General features: G+C 66.6%; 17 protein-coding genes and 2 tRNA genes. 12 read left to right on the top strand and 7 right to left on the bottom strand.

All coding sequences use genetic code 11. From position 1 onward, the window contains the following. Window positions 1–38: 38 nt before the first annotated feature. Complete coding sequence (locus OLX02_RS02900) at window positions 39–1,100, top strand: amidohydrolase family protein (protein ID WP_264420060.1); 1,062 nt, start codon at window positions 39–41, stop codon at window positions 1,098–1,100. Between the two features lie 108 nt (window positions 1,101–1,208). Beyond that, complete coding sequence (locus tag OLX02_RS02895) at window positions 1,209–2,189, top strand: NAD(P)H-dependent flavin oxidoreductase (RefSeq protein WP_264420058.1); 981 nt, start codon at window positions 1,209–1,211, stop codon at window positions 2,187–2,189. A 22-nt stretch (window positions 2,190–2,211) separates the two neighbouring features. Here the strand turns inward: OLX02_RS02895 and OLX02_RS02890 are convergent, their stop codons facing one another. The 4 genes from OLX02_RS02890 to OLX02_RS02875 all read right to left on the bottom strand — a co-directional run bounded on the left by OLX02_RS02890 (window position 2,212) and on the right by OLX02_RS02875 (window position 5,386). Then, window positions 2,212–2,742, bottom strand: a complete 531-nt coding sequence (locus OLX02_RS02890; protein ID WP_264420056.1) for an AHH domain-containing protein — start codon at window positions 2,740–2,742, stop codon at window positions 2,212–2,214. 10 nt (window positions 2,743–2,752) lie between these two features. After that, entirely contained in the window at window positions 2,753–3,496 is a 744-nt protein-coding gene (locus OLX02_RS02885; protein WP_264420054.1) for a hypothetical protein, read from the bottom strand. A gap of 112 nt (window positions 3,497–3,608) precedes the next feature. Further along, on the bottom strand, window positions 3,609–4,085 hold the full coding sequence (locus OLX02_RS02880; RefSeq protein WP_264420053.1) for a flavodoxin family protein: 477 nt from the start codon (window positions 4,083–4,085) through the stop codon (window positions 3,609–3,611). Window positions 4,086–4,102: 17 nt separating this feature from the next. Continuing rightward, on the bottom strand, window positions 4,103–5,386 hold the full coding sequence (locus OLX02_RS02875) for a hypothetical protein (RefSeq protein WP_264420052.1): 1,284 nt from the start codon (window positions 5,384–5,386) through the stop codon (window positions 4,103–4,105). Between the two features lie 152 nt (window positions 5,387–5,538). On the opposite strand from OLX02_RS02875, the gene recJ reads away from it, so the two are divergent. The 3 genes from recJ (at window position 5,539) to OLX02_RS02860 (ending at window position 7,581) form a co-directional block, all read left to right on the top strand. Then, the gene (recJ, locus tag OLX02_RS02870; RefSeq protein ID WP_264420051.1) at window positions 5,539–7,311 is read left to right on the top strand and encodes a single-stranded-DNA-specific exonuclease RecJ; all 1,773 of its coding nucleotides are present in this window, start codon (window positions 5,539–5,541) and stop codon (window positions 7,309–7,311) included. A gap of 82 nt (window positions 7,312–7,393) precedes the next feature. After that, a tRNA-Glu gene (locus OLX02_RS02865) sits at window positions 7,394–7,468 on the top strand. Between the two features lie 38 nt (window positions 7,469–7,506). Further along, window positions 7,507–7,581 (top strand) — tRNA-Glu (locus OLX02_RS02860). 92 nt (window positions 7,582–7,673) lie between these two features. Here OLX02_RS02860 and OLX02_RS02855 read toward each other — a convergent pair. Together OLX02_RS02855 and OLX02_RS02850 are read right to left on the bottom strand one after the other, a co-directional pair. Further along, complete coding sequence (locus OLX02_RS02855; protein ID WP_264420050.1) at window positions 7,674–8,273, bottom strand: SOS response-associated peptidase; 600 nt, start codon at window positions 8,271–8,273, stop codon at window positions 7,674–7,676. Between the two features lie 326 nt (window positions 8,274–8,599). After that, window positions 8,600–9,280 carry a DUF2490 domain-containing protein gene (locus OLX02_RS02850; RefSeq protein ID WP_264420048.1) on the bottom strand — a complete coding sequence of 227 codons (681 nt, stop codon included), beginning with the start codon at window positions 9,278–9,280 and terminating at the stop codon, window positions 8,600–8,602. A gap of 264 nt (window positions 9,281–9,544) precedes the next feature. On the opposite strand from OLX02_RS02850, the gene OLX02_RS02845 reads away from it, so the two are divergent. The 7 genes from OLX02_RS02845 (at window position 9,545) to phoB (ending at window position 16,795) form a co-directional block, all read left to right on the top strand. Beyond that, window positions 9,545–10,729 (top strand): sensor histidine kinase, encoded by a 1,185-nt coding sequence (locus OLX02_RS02845; RefSeq protein ID WP_264420046.1) that lies wholly within the window; start codon window positions 9,545–9,547, stop codon window positions 10,727–10,729. 59 nt (window positions 10,730–10,788) lie between these two features. Then, entirely contained in the window at window positions 10,789–11,835 is a 1,047-nt protein-coding gene (locus tag OLX02_RS02840) for a substrate-binding domain-containing protein (protein ID WP_264420044.1), read from the top strand. Window positions 11,836–11,852: 17 nt separating this feature from the next. After that, a complete protein-coding gene (gene pstC, locus OLX02_RS02835) occupies window positions 11,853–13,235 on the top strand; it encodes a phosphate ABC transporter permease subunit PstC (RefSeq protein WP_264420042.1) in 1,383 nt (460 codons plus the stop codon). 7 nt (window positions 13,236–13,242) lie between these two features. Beyond that, window positions 13,243–14,499, top strand: coding sequence for a phosphate ABC transporter permease PstA (gene pstA, locus OLX02_RS02830; protein ID WP_264420041.1), 1,257 nt, complete (start codon window positions 13,243–13,245; stop codon window positions 14,497–14,499). A 1-nt stretch (window position 14,500) separates the two neighbouring features. After that, window positions 14,501–15,319 (top strand): phosphate ABC transporter ATP-binding protein PstB, encoded by an 819-nt coding sequence (gene pstB / locus OLX02_RS02825; protein ID WP_264420040.1) that lies wholly within the window; start codon window positions 14,501–14,503, stop codon window positions 15,317–15,319. 9 nt (window positions 15,320–15,328) lie between these two features. Next, entirely contained in the window at window positions 15,329–16,018 is a 690-nt protein-coding gene (phoU, locus tag OLX02_RS02820; protein ID WP_264420038.1) for a phosphate signaling complex protein PhoU, read from the top strand. A gap of 87 nt (window positions 16,019–16,105) precedes the next feature. Further along, window positions 16,106–16,795: a phosphate regulon transcriptional regulator PhoB gene (gene phoB, locus OLX02_RS02815; protein ID WP_264420036.1), complete on the top strand. Its 690-nt coding sequence runs from the start codon at window positions 16,106–16,108 to the stop codon at window positions 16,793–16,795. Between the two features lie 74 nt (window positions 16,796–16,869). On the opposite strand, the gene OLX02_RS02810 is transcribed toward phoB, so the two are convergent. Then, complete coding sequence (locus OLX02_RS02810) at window positions 16,870–17,142, bottom strand: DUF1467 family protein (protein WP_264420035.1); 273 nt, start codon at window positions 17,140–17,142, stop codon at window positions 16,870–16,872. Between the last annotated feature and the right edge of the window lie 3 nt (window positions 17,143–17,145).

Raw genomic sequence — 17,145 nt, 5'->3', positions numbered from 1 at the left:
CCCCTGCCCACAAGAGGCGCACGAAAATGGGAGCCGGTATGCCTGAAGCGATTCTCGATCCTGACCTGCCGATCATCGATCCGCACCACCATCTGTGGGATCTGCGGCCGCTGGTCGATTCCTTCCCCCAGCCGCGCCACCCCTTCATCGAGGCGCTGACTCTGGCGCCCTACTACACCTTCGACCAGCTGCTCGCGGATACGCAGTCCGGCCACAACGTGATCGGCACCGTGTTCATGGAATGCGGCGCGTTCTACCGCAGCGGCGCCGAACAGGCGATGAAGCCGGTCGGCGAAGTCGAATACGTCAACGGCGTCGCGGCGCAGGGCGCCAGCGGCCTCTACGGCGCCTACCGCCCCTGCGCAGGCATCGTCGGCCATGCCGACATGACGCTGGGCGACGGCGCCAAGGGCGTGCTCGAAGCGCTCGTCGCCGCGGGCGGCGGCAGTTCAGGGGGCCGCTTCAAGGGCATCCGCCACCAAGACGCGTGGGATGCCGATCCGGAGGTGCTCGGCCCTCCGTTCCATGCCGTGCAGGGGCTTTACCACAGCGATGCATTCCGTGCCGGGTTCAAGCACCTTGCCCCCATGGGCCTGACGTTCGACGCCTGGGTGGTCGAGCCCCAACTCGACGACGTGATCGACCTTGCCCGCGCCTTCCCCGACCAGACCATCGTGCTCGATCACTGCGGCACCCCGCTCGGCATCGCCAGCTACAAGGGCAAGCTGCCCGAACGTTTCGACATCTGGCGCGCCAAGATTCGCACGCTGGCCGAATGCCCGAACGTGTCGGTCAAGCTCGGCGGCCTCGCCATGGCGTTCTGCATGATGCCGGACAAGGGCCCGGCGGCGGGCCTTGGCTCGGAAGTGCTGGCGGCGATGTGGCGTCCCTATATCGAAACCTGCATCGACGCCTTCGGCCCGCAGCGCGCGATGTTCGAAAGCAACTTCCCGGTCGATCGCTGGGGCGCGGACTACCGCACGCTGTGGAACGCGTTCAAGCGGCTGTCGGCGGGCGCCTCCGCCGGCGAAAAGCGGGCGCTCTTCGCCGGCACTGCAGCCAAGGTCTATGGCGTGGAACACCTGCTCGACGCGGGCTGACGCCTGCCCTTACGGGAATCCGCCAACGCTGGGTCTTTGACAGCGGCGGCGCGGCTTGGTAGCTCTTCTTAATCGCCCGGTTAAAGGGCTTGATGGGAGAGAAATCCGATGTCGCTGCCGCCGCTGTTCTCCAAGCTCCGCCTGCCGGTCATCGCCTCCCCGCTGTTCATCATTTCCGGGCCGGAAATGGTCATCGCCCAGTGCAAGGCGGGCGTCGTCGGCAGCTTTCCCTCGCTCAACGCACGACCGGTCAGCCAGCTTGACGAATGGCTGCACCAGATCACCGAGGAACTGGCCGCGCACAACCGCGCCAATCCGGACCGCCCGGCCGCGCCTTTCGCGGTCAACCAGATCGTCCACAAGACCAACAACCGGCTCGATGAGGACATGGCGCTCTGCGAAAAGTGGCAGGTGCCGATGCTGATCACCTCGCTCGGCGCGCGCGAGGACGTTTACAACGCGGCCCATCGCTGGGGCGCGATCGTGATGCACGATGTGATCGACGACCGTTTCGCGCACAAGGCCATCGACAAGGGCGCGGACGGGCTGATCCCGGTTGCCTCGGGCGCGGGTGGCCATGCCGGCACGCTTTCGCCCTTCGCGCTGATGCAGGAAATCCGCAGCTGGTTCGACGGCCCGGTCGCGCTGTCGGGCGCCATCGCGCATGGCCGCTCGATCCTCGCCGCACAGGCATTGGGCGCGGACTTCGCCTATATCGGTTCCGCATGGATCGCGACCGAAGAGGCCCGCGCGCAGGAAGGTTACAAGAACGCCATCGTCGAAGGCCGTGCGGACGATATCATCTACTCGAACCTCTTCACCGGCGTGCACGGCAACTACCTGCGCCCATCGATCGTCGCGGCCGGGCTGGACCCGGACAACCTGCCGGTCAGCGATCCCTCGCAGATGAACTTCGGCTCGGGCGGCAATACCGAAGCCAAGGCCTGGAAGGACATCTGGGGTTCGGGCCAAGGCATCGGCGCGATCCACGCGGTGGAGCCGGTGGAGGCGCGCGTCGCCCGGTTCGAAGCCGAATATCGCGAAGCGGCCGCCGCGCTCGCGGAAAACACGGCCCCGTTCCTGCGCTGAACCGATGGTGCGCGGCCGAAGCTCAGGCTTCGGTCGCGGTATCCGCCCACAGCATCTCGGCCATCTGGTCCAGATGGCTGAAATCGAGCGCGGGGTCGCGGCGGTTGGGATCGCGGCGATGCAGCGATGGCCCTTGCCAGCGGCGCGGATCGAGCAAGCGCCGGCGCAGCGCCTTCTGCAGCAGGTCGAAGCGCATCAGCGCCTCGCGGCACGCCCGGTCGAGATCGACCTGCCCCGCACGCTGCCAGCCCGCCTCGATCTGCCCCGCGCGCTCCAGCACCAGTTCGCTGTAACGCCGGTGCGGCCCGCGATGAAGCGGCAGGCCCGCGCGCTCCGCCTGGCGCTCGCAGGCGGGCAGCAGCAGGCCATTGCGGCGGAAATCGTGAAAGCCCAGCGTCTCGCCGTCGAGCGCGGCGAACATCCGTTTCAGCCCGCCATGGCCCAGCAGCTGGCGCGGCAGGACATGGTGGCGCTGCAATCCCGCGACATATCCGCGCGCGCCGAAAACGTTGACCGCCCTGAAAGGCAGCGCGGTGCGAGCGCCCGCCGTCACGCCTGCGCGCTTACACGCACCGGGCGTGAACCAGGCCCTCCCGGTCAGGCTCCAGCCAGACCGGGCCGACGCCGGAAAGCACGACTTCGCGTGGTCCTTCGACCTTGCCATGGGCCACCAGCCAATCGACCAGGCGTACCGCCACGCGCGCGTCCCTCTCCTGCAACATCCCGTCCGATGCGTAGAGCGTGAATTCTTGACCAATCAGAAACGCCAGCCCTTCGCTGGTCATTTTGGAGGAAGTTCTCGCCAGCGCGGCAAGCGCCAGCGCCGGGAACGGCCCGCCATCAAGCCACGCGGAGATGGCCTGCACGAACCATCCTGGCGAAACGACCGTTCTGGCCGGAAGCCATGAAACGCCGACAATCCCCGGCATTTGCGCCATATCGGCGATTTGTGCGACCGCGACGCGGATCACGGGAAGAAGATGTTCGGCGCCAGCCAGATGCGGCCCGGGCGCGAGATAAATCGCCTCCAGCGTGGTGAGATCGAGGCTGCGCGGCAGGCCCACGGGGTGCGCCGCCGCCGGGCCCAGCCGCAATGCCGTTTCCGGCGCGAGGCCGGTCACGTCGAAAGTCAGTCCGCCGCGCAGCAGTTCCAGCCAGCCCGGCTCCGCTTCGGACCGGTGCGTCACGGTAAAGGCGCCGCTGCGCGCGGCCAGTGCAGCCAGCGCCTCTGCATCGGGGCGCTTGCCGGAATCGAACAGCAGCGCGGCTACGCTCCTGCTCTGCGCCGTGCTTGCGATCCCGACCACGTGTGCTCCTTCGCCCTCCACCGGATGCTTGGCCGACACGGTGCCGGCCGTCGAGTCCCGCGCGTCTGGGAAAGCATTCGATCCGGACCGCCACATGGCCGGGAACTTTACATCAGAACAGGCCGATATCGAGACCGGCCGCCAACGCTTGTCCCAAATCGCGACATTTCTGCAACGCCGTCTCGTCCACCTGCTTGGGCGCCAGAATCGCCTCGGGCGTCTGCGCGCCCAGGTTGACGATCATCCCCTCCTGCACACGGCGCAGCCGCCACCCGGTCACGATCCGGTCGATCTGCGCTTCGGCGCCCTGCCCCGCCGATCCGGCCGCGATGACAGTGGCATAGCCGCGCCCCTCGATCCGCCCCAGCACCGGGTAATAACTGCGATCGAAGAACTCCTTCATCGCGCCCGACAGCGCGCCCAGGTTTTCGGGGCAGGCAAAGACCGTGACGCGCGCGGCCAGAAGATCCTCCGGCGCCGCATCCTCTGCGCGGAGCAGGCGCGCGCCGACCGCGCCGCCCGCTCCGTCGTGCACCGCGCGCGCGAGTTGCGCGGCGGCACCCGTGCGGCTGTGCCACACGATCAACAATCCGGGCGCGTTGCCGGTCAGCAGCCGTCGTCGCCCGATGGCACGCCCAGCGCCCCGCCCAACGCGCCGCCCAGCAGCCCGCCGAAGCCGCCCTTCTTCTTCGGCTTGCACTGCGGCTTGCGCTGGCCGCCCTCATCCGCCGCGCCCATGTCCTCCATTCCCGGCATCCCCGCCAGGAACGCGGTCATCGAACGATGGCGGATACGCGCCGACCATTCGATGTTCCACACCGCCTTGGGGTCCGCCGGCTTGGGGGGATAGGCAAAGCTTTCCTCAGGCCCATAGGCATAGAGCGAAGTCATCAGGAAGTCGGGCGCCGCCTGCTTCACTTCGACCGGCACCGTGCAGGTGGTGGTCTGCGGCGAAAGCACCGTGCGGTTCGCCACCAGCCGCGCCACCGTCGCAGGGGAGAGCCAGTCGGCCAGCCCGCCGCCGAACTCGCGCGTGGCGCTCGACGACCACCACACCACGTCGGTCATCTCGCCGCCACCGGTCTTGCCCTGCTTCCCGCCGATCAGCGAGGCGTGATAGCCGGTCGCGTCGGGCAGGGCATTCCAGCGCAGCAGCACCGATCCGCTGGGATTCGCCGTCGATCCCGCGCGCAGCGCCCCCATGAAGTCCCGCGTCAGGGTGAAGCTCATGCTCGGCGAATAATTGCCTGCCACGCGGTGCGCGCCGATCAGCGAACTGTCCGGCTTCACGAACTTGCCATCGTCGGACGGCCAGTGCCCATAGGTGCGGCTATTCGCCGGACTGACATAGCGGTCCATCGGCACGCTGGTGGACCACAGGCCCGGGGGCATCTGCCCTGCGGCGATCCGGGCGAAGTCGATCACGATCGGCTGCCCGGCCGGCGCGTGCTCGCCGCAGCCCCAGAAGATCAGCATCCGGCCCTTGGGCCGCTGGAAATCGCGCTCGCCCGGCTGTTCCGGCCTGGACACGATCTGCGGCGTCTTGAGCGCCACCGATGGGCCGAGCTTGGCCCCCGCCGGCATGAAATGGTCCGCGCGCGGCGTGCCTTCGCTGGCCGCACGACTTGAGCCAAGGTCGAGCCACAACTCGTGGTTGGCCGAATTGCCACCGCCGAAGGCCATGCCCATCGCGCCGCGCATCCCGCCGCGCCCGCCTGCTCCCATCGCGCCCATGCCCGATGTGGTGCCCGCGCGCATTTCATAGCGGGCCACAGGCCCCGTGGTCTTCTGCGCGACGACTGCGCCGCCCACCGCGATCACGCCCATCGCCGCTGCTGCGCCGATCCAGAAGGGCTGCAACACGCGTCGTTCACGCCGATTCCTGCTCATAGCATCCTCCGTTGAGAACGAGACTCGCCGCGCGCGGGCGGGTTTGCCCCGGCAGATGCGACCATATGACCGTCCCCTGTGTCAACTCGCTGTGACCTTGCGCAAAGGGCGCGCTTTAATCGCGGCCCCGAATGGTCTAGCGCAGCGCTCACATGATACCCGTCACTGCGATCACTCGATCCCTCTCCGGCCTCGCCTGGCGCTGGCGGGGCGGCAACATGGACCTTGGCGGCGATGCCCGCCTATCGGACGATCTGGTCGACAAGCTTCTGCTGTCGCGCGGCGTGGACCGCGACGACCTGGAGCGCCACCGCCGTCCCACCTTGCGCGATTTCCTGCCGGACCCGTCGATCTTCCGCGACATGGACGCTGCCGCCCGCCGCCTCGCCGACGCGGTCGAGCGACAGGAAGCCGTCACCGTCTATGGCGACTACGACGTCGACGGCGCCACCAGCGCGGCGCTCTTGATCCGGCTGCTGGGCGAGCTTGGCCTGCCCGCGCGCGCCTATATCCCCGACCGACTGCTCGAAGGCTACGGCCCCTCGGGCGAGGCGCTGGTGCGGCTGGCGCGCGAAGGCTCTCGCCTGATCGTCACCGTCGATTGCGGCGCCATGGCCCACGAAGCGCTGGCAGCTGCCCATGCCGAGGGCGTGGACGTGATCGTGGTCGATCATCACAAGTGCGCGCCCGAACTTCCCATAGCCGCCGCGCTGGTCAACCCCAACCGGCTCGACGAAGCCGACGAGGCCGCCGCGCACGGGCACCTCGCCGCAGTGGGCGTTGCCTTCCTGCTCGCGGTGGCGACGGTGCGCACCTTGCGCGGACGCGGCTGGTTCGACCGCCGCCCCGCGCCCGACCTCATGCGCCTGCTCGATCTCGTCGCACTCGGCACCGTAGCCGACGTGGCGCAACTGAAAGGCCTCAACCGCGCGCTCGTGGCGCAGGGGCTGAAAGTCATGGCCCGGCGCGAGAACGTCGGCCTTTCCGCGCTGATCGACGCCAGCCGCCTCAACCGCGCGCCAACGTGCAGCGATCTGGGCTTCGCACTCGGGCCGCGCATCAACGCGGCGGGGCGCGTGGGCGATTCGTCGCTGGGCGTGCGCCTGCTGACGACCGAGGACCCGGACGAGGCGCGCACCATCTCGGCCCGGCTTTCCGAACTCAACGACGAGCGCCGCGCCATCGAACAGGCCGTGCAGGAAGCCGCCGAAGCGCAGGTCGATGCTCAGCACAACCGCGCGGTGATCGTCGTCTCGGGCGAAGGCTGGCACCCCGGCGTGATCGGCATCGTCGCGGGGCGGATCAAGGAAAAGACCGGCAAGCCCACGCTGGTCATCGCGCTCGGCGCGGACGAGGCGGGCCAAGGCAAGGGTTCGGGCCGCTCGATCTCGGGCGTGGACCTGGGCGCCGCGATCATCGCCGCGCGCGAGGCAGGAATGCTGGTTGCAGGCGGCGGCCACGCCATGGCCTGCGGATTGACGATCGACCCGGCCGCCCTGCCCCGCCTCGCCGACTGGCTCGACGAACGATTGGCGCGTGACGTGGCCGAAGCGCGCGCGGCGCAGGCGCTGTTGCTCGATCTCTCGCTCACCGCCGGCGGTCTGACGCCGTCGCTGATCGAGACGTTGGAAGGGGCCGGTCCCTTCGGCGTGGGCTGGCCGGGGCCGCGCATCGCGGTCGGGCCGGTGCGCCTCGTCAAATGCGATCTCGTCGGCACCGACCATGTCCGCATGATCGCCAGCGGCGGCGATGGCCGCTCGTTCAAGGCGATCGCCTTCCGCGCTGCACAGACCGAACTGGGCCAGGTCCTGCTCCACCAATCGCGCGGCAGGCAGTTCTGGCTCGCGGGCCGCGCCAAGATCGACGATTGGGGCACCCGCCCCGCAGCCGAACTTCACGTTGAAGACGCCGCCTTTGCAGACTGATGACATTTTCCTGAAAACGACGCTTGACGCATCCGCGGGATGCCAATAGAGGCGCGGACCTGCCCAGCGGCGCTAGCCCAGTGGCCCCTTCGTCTAGCGGTTAGGACGCGGCCCTTTCACGGCTGAAACACGGGTTCGATTCCCGTAGGGGTCACCACTAGTTGCCTGCCCGGCGGACCAATTGGTCCCCGGCAAGGCCCCTTCGTCTAGCGGTTAGGACGCGGCCCTCTCACGGCTGAAACACGAGTTCGATTCTCGTAGGGGTCACCAACTAGATCAATCTTTGGGGCCAAGGCTGCCCGAAGGGCGATATCGGCAATATCTCGGAAAGCAGCGCGCTGAACGGCAATGACCGCGCCGTCCTATCGGCTCGCCCAGCGGTCTTGCGTTCGGTCAACCGCCAGCGGATTCGCCCAGGTCCGGCAAATCGAAAACGCTTCGATTGAATCGCCCTGCAACCACCGGTCTTGATCGTCGCGCGCCAGCACTACCGGCATCCGATCGTGAACGTCCGTCATGCCAGGGCAACCGGCGACCATCACCATGGAATAGGCATCCCCCCATTCCGCGGTGGGCCTCCACAAGCCCGCAACGGCAAACAGTTCCTCGCCGGGTAGGGAATACCATGTGCGGGTCATGCGGCCCTTCTCGCCCTCGGCCTCGGCCCAAGCGCTTACCGGGATAAGGCAGCGCCGCCGCTCGAAACTGTCTCGCCAGAACGGGGTGAGCAACTTGTCCTCGCGCGCATTGTTGACAGCCTTGGGCTTGAGCGGCTGGCCCTGCTTGCCCTTGAGCGCGAGCGGGAAGCCCCAGGTCATCCGGCGCACTTGCCCACCCGTCACCACAAGCCCCGGATACCCGGGGTAAATCTCGGTCGCCAGGTTCGCTCCCTCGAACGGACTTGCGCCGAACAATTGCGCGACTTCCTGCACGGAGGCTTTCATGCGGTAGAGGTTGCACACGGGCTGAACGGTTCGCCCATGGCCGTCCAATGTCAACCATCGGCAAAAGCCGGATCAGCGATCTAGCCGCCACGCATAGCGCATTGTTTCATGGGGCGTTTTTGCAGAATGCGGTATGTCGCAGATCATCCCGCACGCCGTGCGCCATATGGAGCACAGGCCGCGCCTCCGCCATAATCGTGGAATGCCGTTGCCGCGAAGCCGGTCCAAGCCCGTCCAACCCCGCCCAAGCCCGTCCCGGCGCCCCCTGAGCGTACTGCGATTACACGAAAATCGAAATGGAACGGGCCCGCCCCGCCATCATGGCGGAACCGTCCCACGCAGCTTCAGAAGTTTCCGTTGAGGGCGAGCGAGAACACGTGGTCGTGGTTATCCGGGCCGTTCCGCACGAATCCGTGCTGGAGCAGATAGCCTCCTTCCAGAGTGATCTTCTTCGACAATGGCGTGCTGATGCCGATGAAATTGCGCATCCGCTCCTCGCCGCCCACCCGCTGGAAGGTGTTGGTGTTGAGGTCGATGAAGCTTTCGTGCGTCATGACGAGCGCGGTCCGGCTTCCGCTTTTCAGCGGCAGGGCGGCCTTCACCTGCGGCCGCAGGCGCCAGGCAGTGCCGTTCTGCCCATCGCGCCAGCGCTCTTCCAGCCGCAAGCGGCCGGACAGCCTCACGTTCCCCACAGTCGCCACGTTGTCGAAGTTCACCTGCTGGCGGAAGCGGTGCTCCATCACCGTGAAGTCGCCATGATCGTACTGCGGGTTGTGGGTGTACCCCAACCAGACCGTGACGACCTTGTTGGCCTTGTACCCCACCATCAGGTTGTCTTCGATTTCATAGAAGCCCCGGCGATCGCTGCTGCGCGCCACGATCTCGTTGCTGGCACGAAAACCCGAACCGAGGTCAACGTTGACCGTCGCCGCCTGCCACGCCTGGGCATCGTCGCGCGCGATGGCTGCGCAAGGCATCGCGGCCATAGCCGCCGTCAGGATCATCACATTTGCGACGCTTCGCATCGGTCCCTCCCACCAAACTCACGGGCCAACTATGATCGATCCAAGACTCTTTTGTTACAGTTTGTGACTGAATTGACCTATTTTTGACGATAGCATTGCAATCATGACACTTCCGGCGGTCCATTTCCCGCGTGTTCGCGGCAGGCTGTTCACAATCCCCGATGCGCGCTTGCCGCCGCCCTGAAACCTCGCCTATGGGCGCCGCCGACCCCGGAGCAAGTCCCTGTCACGCTTCGGTAACATCCGTGGTATCAAGCGACGCGTATGAAAGGCCTGTCCCTGCCCTGGTCCAGCATCGCCGTCGCGCTCGGCACCGCTGTCGCGATGACCTTCTCGGGGGCCAATGCCTGGCTCGCCGTGTCCGTGCTCATCGTCTGGCTCGGCACGCTATGGCTGGCCCGTCCGGAACCGACCGTCCGCACCCGCGATCCGGATGAAGGCAATCTCTCGCGCCAGGCCATGGTCGAACTGGTCGAACCGTTCAGCGTGCCCGTGCTGATGCTTGACGGACAGCGCATCGCCGCTGCCAACGCCGCCGCACGCGAGGCGCTCGGCCCCCATGTCGTCGGCCAGGACGCGCGCGTCGCCTTGCGCCATCCTGCCGCGATCAAGCTGCTCGACCAAACCGAGGGCAGCGCCATGGTCCGCGGTCTCACCGGCGCGCGTTCGATCTGGCAGGTCAACCGGGCCGCGATCGACCAGCGCTTTTCGCTGATCGAACTGGTGAACCGCACGGCGGAAGCCGACATCAGCCGCGCGCACACCGATTTCGTCGCCAACGCGAGCCACGAACTGCGCACTCCGCTCGCCTCGATCATCGGCTATATCGAGACGCTGTCCGATCCCGACGCCAAGATCGACGCGGCCACGTCGGCGCGCTTTCACGCCACCGTCCTGCGCGAGGCGAAGCGGCTGCAGAGCCTGGTCGAAGACCTCATGTCGCTTTCCCGCATCGAGGCGGAAAAGCACGAGCCGCCGAAGGAGCGGATCGATATCGGCCAGCTCGCGGAAAGCATCGTCGGCGAAGTCGGGGCGACCGTGGGCGAGGACCGCGTGACGGTCGAGGCCAGCCCCGCGACCGTCATCGGCGACCGCCAGCAACTTGACCAGGTCATCCGCAACCTGATCGACAACGCTCTCAAGTATGGTGATCCCAAGGCTCCCGTCCACGTGCGGGTCGTGCCCGACCACGGCGAGGCGGTGCTGACCGTGGCCGACCGGGGCGAAGGCATCCACCCCGATCACCTGCCCTACCTCACCCGGCGCTTCTATCGCACCGACCCCGGCCGCAGCCGCATGGCCGGCGGAACCGGGTTGGGCCTGGCCATCGTGAAGCACATCGTGGAACGCCATCGCGGCAAGCTCGACATCGAAAGCAAGCTGGGCGAAGGCACCACTGTCACCGTCCGATTTTCTCTGGCCGTGACAGCGGTCGAGCAATTGTCATAAAACCGTCACAGCTCTGTCTCATTGGCCGCCAATCCAACGCGGATGGAAGGGTTTCCACCATGAACGTCACTCGTAACATTGCTCTCTCGGCTGTCGCACTCGCCGCACTCTCCCTCGCCGGCTGCGGTTCGCAGCAGGGCGCCAGCCGCGATCAGGTGCGCGCGGTCGGTTCCTCGACCGTCTATCCCTTCGCCAAGGCGGTCGCCGAATCGCTCGCCAAGTCCGACGCCTCGATCAAGTCGCCGATCATCGAATCGACCGGCACGGGCGCCGGCATGAAGCTGTTCTGCGCCGGCGTCGGCCCGCAGCACCCCGATATCGAAGACGCCTCGCGCCGGATGAAGAAGTCCGAATTCGAGGAATGCCAGAAGAACGGCGTAAAGGAGATCGTCGAGATCCAGGTCGGCCTCGACGGCGTCGCCTTCGCCGAAGGTTCGCAGGGCCCCGGCATCGCGCTGACCCCGGAAGACGTCTACAAGGCGCTGGCCAAGAACCCCTATGGCAAGCCCAACGCCGCGAAGACCTGGAAGGACGTCAATCCGTCGCTGCCCGACGAACCGATCCTCGTTTACGGTCCGCCGTCGACTTCCGGCACGCGCGACGCGCTCAAGGAACTGATCCTGACCAAGGGCTGCGATGCCAACGCCGAGATGAAGGCGCTGAAGGACAGCGACAAGGACAAGCACGACGCCATCTGCGGCGAAGTGCGTGAAGACGGCGCCTATGTCGACGCGGGCGAGAACGACAACCTGATCGTCCAGAAGATCGAAGCCAATCCCAAGGCCATCGGCATCTTCGGGTTCTCCTATCTCGAGGAAAACCACGACAAGCTGAAGGGTCTGACCATGAGCGGCATCACGCCGACCTACCAGACCATTTCGGACTTCACCTACCCGGGTGCGCGCCCGCTCTACATCTATGTGAAGAAGGCGCATCTCAAGGCAATCCCGGGACTTCAGGCCTATGTCACGGAATGGTCAAAGGCGTGGGGCAAGGGCGGATCGCTGGCCAAGCTCGGCATGGTCGTCGCACCTGACGACGTTCTTGCCGCGAGCACCAAGGCCGTCACCGAGCTGCCCCTGCTCGATGGCGCGCAGTTGAAGTAAGGAGTATCGTTCAAGTCATGTCGCCAGCCATCCTGCTTCTGCTCGCCTTCGGGCTGGGTCTCGTCGGCTGGTTGGCGGCACGATCCCGGGCCTGGGCTTTCCGTCGTTCCGCGCCTCACGGCCGGATCAACTCCCTGCCCAACTTCCACGCGTGGTACGTGGCGCTGTGGATCGCGGTCCCGGCGCTCGTCTTCGCGCTGGCGTGGAACGCGGTCAGCCCCGGCCTGATCACCCAGTCCGTGCTGGCCGATCCGGCAGCCGCCTCGCTGCCGGCCTTCGGCTTCGAGCGCGATTCGATGCTTTCCGAAGCACGCGCGGTCGCCACCGGGGCCGCCCCGGCGGTCTTCACCGCCGAAGCGCAGGCGCTGGTCGAGCCCTATCGCGCGGCGAACCTGCGCTATGAAGGCATCGGCCTCGTCGTCACGCTGCTGATCGCCTTTGTCGGCGGCGCGTTCTCGTTCCTGCGACTGAAGCCCGATTTCACCGCGCGCACGCGTGTGGAACGCGCGGTGATGAGCCTGCTGCTCATCGCCTCGCTCGTCGCCATCCTCACCACGCTCGGCATCATCGTCAGCCTGGTGTTCGAAACCGCGCGCTTCTTCTCGATGGTTTCACCCATCGATTTCCTGTTCGGCACCCACTGGGCGCCCGATCCGATGAGTACCGGCGCGCCCGACGGCAAGCAGTTCGGCGCGATTCCGCTGTTCTGGGGCACGATCTACATCGGCGCGATCATCGCCATGATCGTCGCCATCCCGCTCGGCCTGATGAGCGCGATCTATCTCACGCAGTATGCGTCCTCCACCGTGCGCAAGGTGATGAAGCCGCTGCTCGAAATCCTCGCCGGCGTGCCCACCGTGGTCTACGGCTACTTCGCCGCGCTCACCGTCGCCCCGGCTGTGCGCGATGCGGCGCAGGCCATCGGCATTTCCAGCGCCTCTACCGAAAGCGCGGTCGCCGCCGGCCTGGTCATGGGCATCATGATCATTCCGTTCGTCTCCTCGATGGCCGACGATTCGATCGCCGCGGTGCCGCAGGCGATGCGGGACGGCAGCCTCGCGATGGGCGCGACCCGCTCCGAAACGATCCGCCGCGTGCTCGTCCCGGCCGCCCTGCCCGGCATCGTCGCGGGCGTCATGCTCGCGATCAGCCGCGCCATCGGCGAAACCATGATCGTCGTCATGGCCGCTGGTGCTTCGGCCAACCTCACGCTCAATCCGTTCCAGTCGATGACCACGGTGACATTCCAGATCGTCGCCATGCTCACGGGCGAGGGCAGCTTCGATCACCCCGCGACGCTTTCCGCGTTCGCGCTGGGCATGGTCCTGTTCCTCGTGACGCTGGCCCTCAACTTCATCGCGTTGCGCGTCGTCAAGCGCTACCGCGAAGCCTACGAGTGATCGCCCGATGACCGACAGCTTCGAACAGGTGCAGGCGGAACGCCGTGCGCGGATGCAGGCCGGGCTGGCCCGGCGCTATGCCGCCGACCGGCGCTTCCGCATGGCGGGCCTTGCGGCCGTGACGTTCTCCGCACTGGTGCTCGCCTTCCTGCTCATCACGATGGGCTGGCAGGGCGTAGCCGGCTTCCAGCGCAGCGAACTGCGGTTTTCCGTGCCGATCCAGGGTGAGGTCATGATCGACCCTTCGCGCCTCGCGCAGGCCGACCCGCTCGGCGGCCTCGAAAGCGCCGGCCTGCCGATGGCGGTCGATGCCGCTGCCGAGCAGGCGCTGGGCAAGGGCGGCGCGGCGCTGCTGTCCGATGGTGCCTGGCGCGATCTGGGCAACAAGCTGATCGCCAATCCGGATCTGCTGTCGCAGCCTCGCATCGACGTTTCGCTTCCTGCCAGCGACGATCTCGCCTCTGCCCAGCGCGGCGGCGAACCGGCACTGCGCGCCGTGGCGCAGAAGCTCGTGCACGAGGGTAAGCTGGTCCGCGTGTTCGACAGCGGCTTCCTGGCCCGGGCCGACGCCACCAGCCCGCAGGCGGTGGGCATCTGGGGGGCGCTCAAGGGCTCGATGATGACCATGCTGGTCACGCTGCTGCTGGCCTTCCCGGTCGGCGTGCTGTCGGCGCTCTATCTTGAGGAATACGCGCCGAAGAACCGCTGGACCGACATGATCGAGATTTCGATCAACAATCTGGCGGCGGTGCCTTCGATCATCTTCGGCCTGCTCGGCCTTGCGGTGTTCCTGTGGATCTTCCCCAACTATCGCTCGGCCCCGCTGATCGGCGGCATGACGCTGGCGCTGATGACCATGCCGGTCATCGTCATTTCCGGACGCAACGCGATCAAGGCCGTTCCGCCCTCGATCCGCGATGCCGCGCTCGCGATGGGCGCCAGCCCGGTGCAGGTCGTGTTCCACCACGTCCTGCCCCTCGCCCTGCCCGGCATCCTCACCGGCACGATCATCGGCATGGCACGCGCGCTGGGCGAGACCGCGCCGCTGCTGATGATCGGCATGCGCGCCTTCGTGGCCAGCGCGCCGTCCGGCTTCACCTCGCCGTCCAGCGTGCTGCCGGTGCAGATCTTCCTCTGGTCGGATGAAATCGACCGCGGCTTCATCGAACGCACCAGTGCGGCGATCGTCGTCCTTCTCGTCTTCCTGCTCCTCATGAACGGTCTTGCGATCTACCTCCGCAACCGGTTCGAGAAACGGTGGTAACATGAACGCCCCCCTCACACCCTCCGTCACCGTCGACGCCCCCCGCTTCCCCGAGCCTGTCGGTCAGCCCAAGATCAGCGCCCGCAACGTCTCGGTCTTCTATGGCCAGAAGCGCGCGATCGACGACGTCTCGATCGAGATTCCGCGGAACTACGTCACCGCCTTCATCGGCCCGTCGGGCTGCGGCAAGTCGACGTTCCTGCGCTCGCTCAACCGCATGAACGACACGATCACCAATGCCCGCGTCGAAGGCGAGATCCTGCTCGATGGCGAGGATATCTACCGCTCCTCGATGGATGTGGTGCAGCTTCGCGCCCGCGTGGGCATGGTGTTCCAGAAGCCCAACCCCTTCCCCAAGTCGATCTACGAGAACATCGCCTACGGCCCCAAGATCCACGGCATCACCGGCAGCAAGAGCGAACTCGACGGCATCGTCGAACAGTCGCTCCAGCGCGCGGGCCTGTGGGACGAAGTGAAGGACCGCCTGGACGACAGCGGCACCGCCCTTTCCGGCGGCCAGCAGCAGCGCCTGTGCATCGCCCGCGCCGTCGCGGTCGATCCCGAAGTGATCCTGATGGACGAGCCGTGTTCGGCGCTCGATCCCATCGCCACCGCGCGCATCGAGGAACTGATCGACGAACTGCGGGGGCGCTACGCCATCGTCATCGTCACCCACTCGATGCAGCAGGCCGCCCGCGTCTCGCAGCGGACCGCATTCTTTCACCTTGGAAAGATTGTGGAATACGGCACGACATCCGATATCTTCACCAACCCACGTGAAGAACGCACCAAGGACTACATCACCGGGCGTTACGGGTAAGGAATCGAAATGGTGGCCGAACATACCGTCAAGGCATTCGACGAGGACATCACCCGCCTGCGCGGCCTGGTGGCGGAAATGGGCGGCCTGGCCGAACTTTCCATCGCCGAGGCGATGGACGCGCTGGTCCATGGCAATGAGGAACTGGCGACAGGCGTCATCGCGCGCGACAAGCGAATCGACCAGCTGGAAGCCGAGGTGGACCGCCTCGCCGTCCGCGTGCTCGCGTTGCGCGCACCGATGGCGGACGATCTGCGCGAAGTGATCGCGGCGCTCAAGATCGCCGGCGTCATCGAGCGCATCGGCGATTATGCCAAGAACATCGCCAAGCGCGTTGGCCACATCGAAGGCCGCAAGCGGTTCGAGCCGCTCACCCTGCTGCCCGTGATGAACGAACTGGCCGGAGACATGGTCCACGACGTGCTGACCGCCTTCGCCGCCCGCGACCCCGTCGCCGCCGCCGAGATCGTTCTGCGCGACGCCAAGGTCGATGCCTTCTATGACAGCGTGTTCCGCAACTTCGTGTCCTACATGGTCGAAAACCCGGCCACGATCAGCAGCGTCGCACAGTTGATGTTCGTCGCCCGCAACATCGAGCGGATCGGCGATCATGCCACCAACATCGCGGAAATGGTCCATTATGCGGCCACGGGCACCTATCTGCCCGAGCGCGAAGACGTGATCCCGCCGGGCATCTGATGGCCCGGCGCCCGATCGGTCTGAAACTGGTCACACTGCGGTAACATTGGGCGTGTCTGGCGCAACCTGACTGTCACGGAGGTTTGTGTGTCGGCTCCCAAGCTGCTTCTCGTCGAAGATGATACGGCGCTCGCCGAACTCGTGGAATATCGCTTCCGCGGCGAAGGCTACGATGTGCGCTGCACCGACGACGGGGACGAGGCGCTGCTCCTCGCCGCCGAGGATACCCCCGATCTCGTCCTGCTCGACTGGATGATCGGTGGCACCAGCGGCATCGAGGTCTGCCGGCGCCTGCGCCGCAACAAGGCAACCGCGCACGTCCCGATCATCATGCTGACTGCCCGCCACGACGAGGACGACCGCGTGCGCGGCCTCGAAACCGGCGCGGACGATTACGTGACCAAGCCCTTTTCCCCCCGCGAGCTGATCGCCCGCGTCGGCGCCGTGCTGCGCCGCGTGCGCCCCGCGCTGGCGGGCGAGACGATCACCGTGGGCGACCTCACGCTCGATCCCACCGCGCACCGCGTCATGCGCCGCGGCGAATCGCTCAAGATCGGGCCGACCGAGTTCCGCCTGCTCAAGCATTTCATGGAACACCCCGGCCGCGTCTTCTCGCGCGGGCAACTGCTCGATGCGGTATGGGGCAGCGGCAGCGACATCGAGCTGCGCACGGTCGACGTCCATATCCGTCGCCTGCGCCAGGCGATCGCCCTGCCCGGCGCTGCCGATCCGGTGCGCACCGTGCGCTCCGCCGGCTACGCGCTGGAAGGTGTCTGAGACATTCCGCTCCAACGCCCTGACGACGCCCTTGGGTGTCGTCAGGTGCGGTTAGGTATCGTTCGGGTCGTGCCTCAGATTCCGATCAGGCGGGATATGTCGAGATCGTCGGTGGTGATCCAGCGGTTCACGTAATTGGCGTAATACAGCCCGAACAGCACCACCGCGAGCAGCGTGGCGCGGGTGGCGATCTTCTTCGGGTCGTAGTTGCCGGGGGCGCTGTGCACCTGCCCCGGCACTTTCTCCAGCCCCAGTTCGTCATGCGTCCGGACGCCGAAGGGCATCACCAGGAACGCTGAAAAGACCCAGAAAAGCGAATAGATCGCGACGATCGAAGTCCACTTCACGCC

It is taken from the genome of Novosphingobium sp. KCTC 2891 (genome assembly GCF_025938155.1).
In the GTDB taxonomy this organism is placed as follows: Bacteria; Pseudomonadota; Alphaproteobacteria; order Sphingomonadales; family Sphingomonadaceae; genus Novosphingobium.
The sequence above is the reverse complement of the archived record's forward strand: the minus strand, read 5'-3'. Positions and strand labels throughout refer to the sequence as shown.

What these genes read in the sequence shown, in the direction of transcription:
- OLX02_RS02900 (WP_264420060.1), top strand. Translation starts at nt 39, where the DNA reads ATGCCTGAAGCGATTCTCGATCCTGACCTGCCGATCATCGATCCGCAC.
- OLX02_RS02895 (WP_264420058.1), top strand. Translation starts at nt 1,209, where the DNA reads ATGTCGCTGCCGCCGCTGTTCTCCAAGCTCCGCCTGCCGGTCATCGCC.
- pstB (WP_264420040.1), top strand. Translation starts at nt 14,501, where the DNA reads ATGAACGCCCCCCTCACACCCTCCGTCACCGTCGACGCCCCCCGCTTC.
- pstA (WP_264420041.1), top strand. Translation starts at nt 13,243, where the DNA reads ATGACCGACAGCTTCGAACAGGTGCAGGCGGAACGCCGTGCGCGGATG.
- phoU (WP_264420038.1), top strand. Translation starts at nt 15,329, where the DNA reads ATGGTGGCCGAACATACCGTCAAGGCATTCGACGAGGACATCACCCGC.
- pstC (WP_264420042.1), top strand. Translation starts at nt 11,853, where the DNA reads ATGTCGCCAGCCATCCTGCTTCTGCTCGCCTTCGGGCTGGGTCTCGTC.
- OLX02_RS02875 (WP_264420052.1), bottom strand. Translation starts at nt 5,386, where the DNA reads ATGAGCAGGAATCGGCGTGAACGACGCGTGTTGCAGCCCTTCTGGATC.
- OLX02_RS02850 (WP_264420048.1), bottom strand. Translation starts at nt 9,280, where the DNA reads ATGCGAAGCGTCGCAAATGTGATGATCCTGACGGCGGCTATGGCCGCG.
- recJ (WP_264420051.1), top strand. Translation starts at nt 5,539, where the DNA reads ATGATACCCGTCACTGCGATCACTCGATCCCTCTCCGGCCTCGCCTGG.
- OLX02_RS02845 (WP_264420046.1), top strand. Translation starts at nt 9,545, where the DNA reads ATGAAAGGCCTGTCCCTGCCCTGGTCCAGCATCGCCGTCGCGCTCGGC.
- OLX02_RS02840 (WP_264420044.1), top strand. Translation starts at nt 10,789, where the DNA reads ATGAACGTCACTCGTAACATTGCTCTCTCGGCTGTCGCACTCGCCGCA.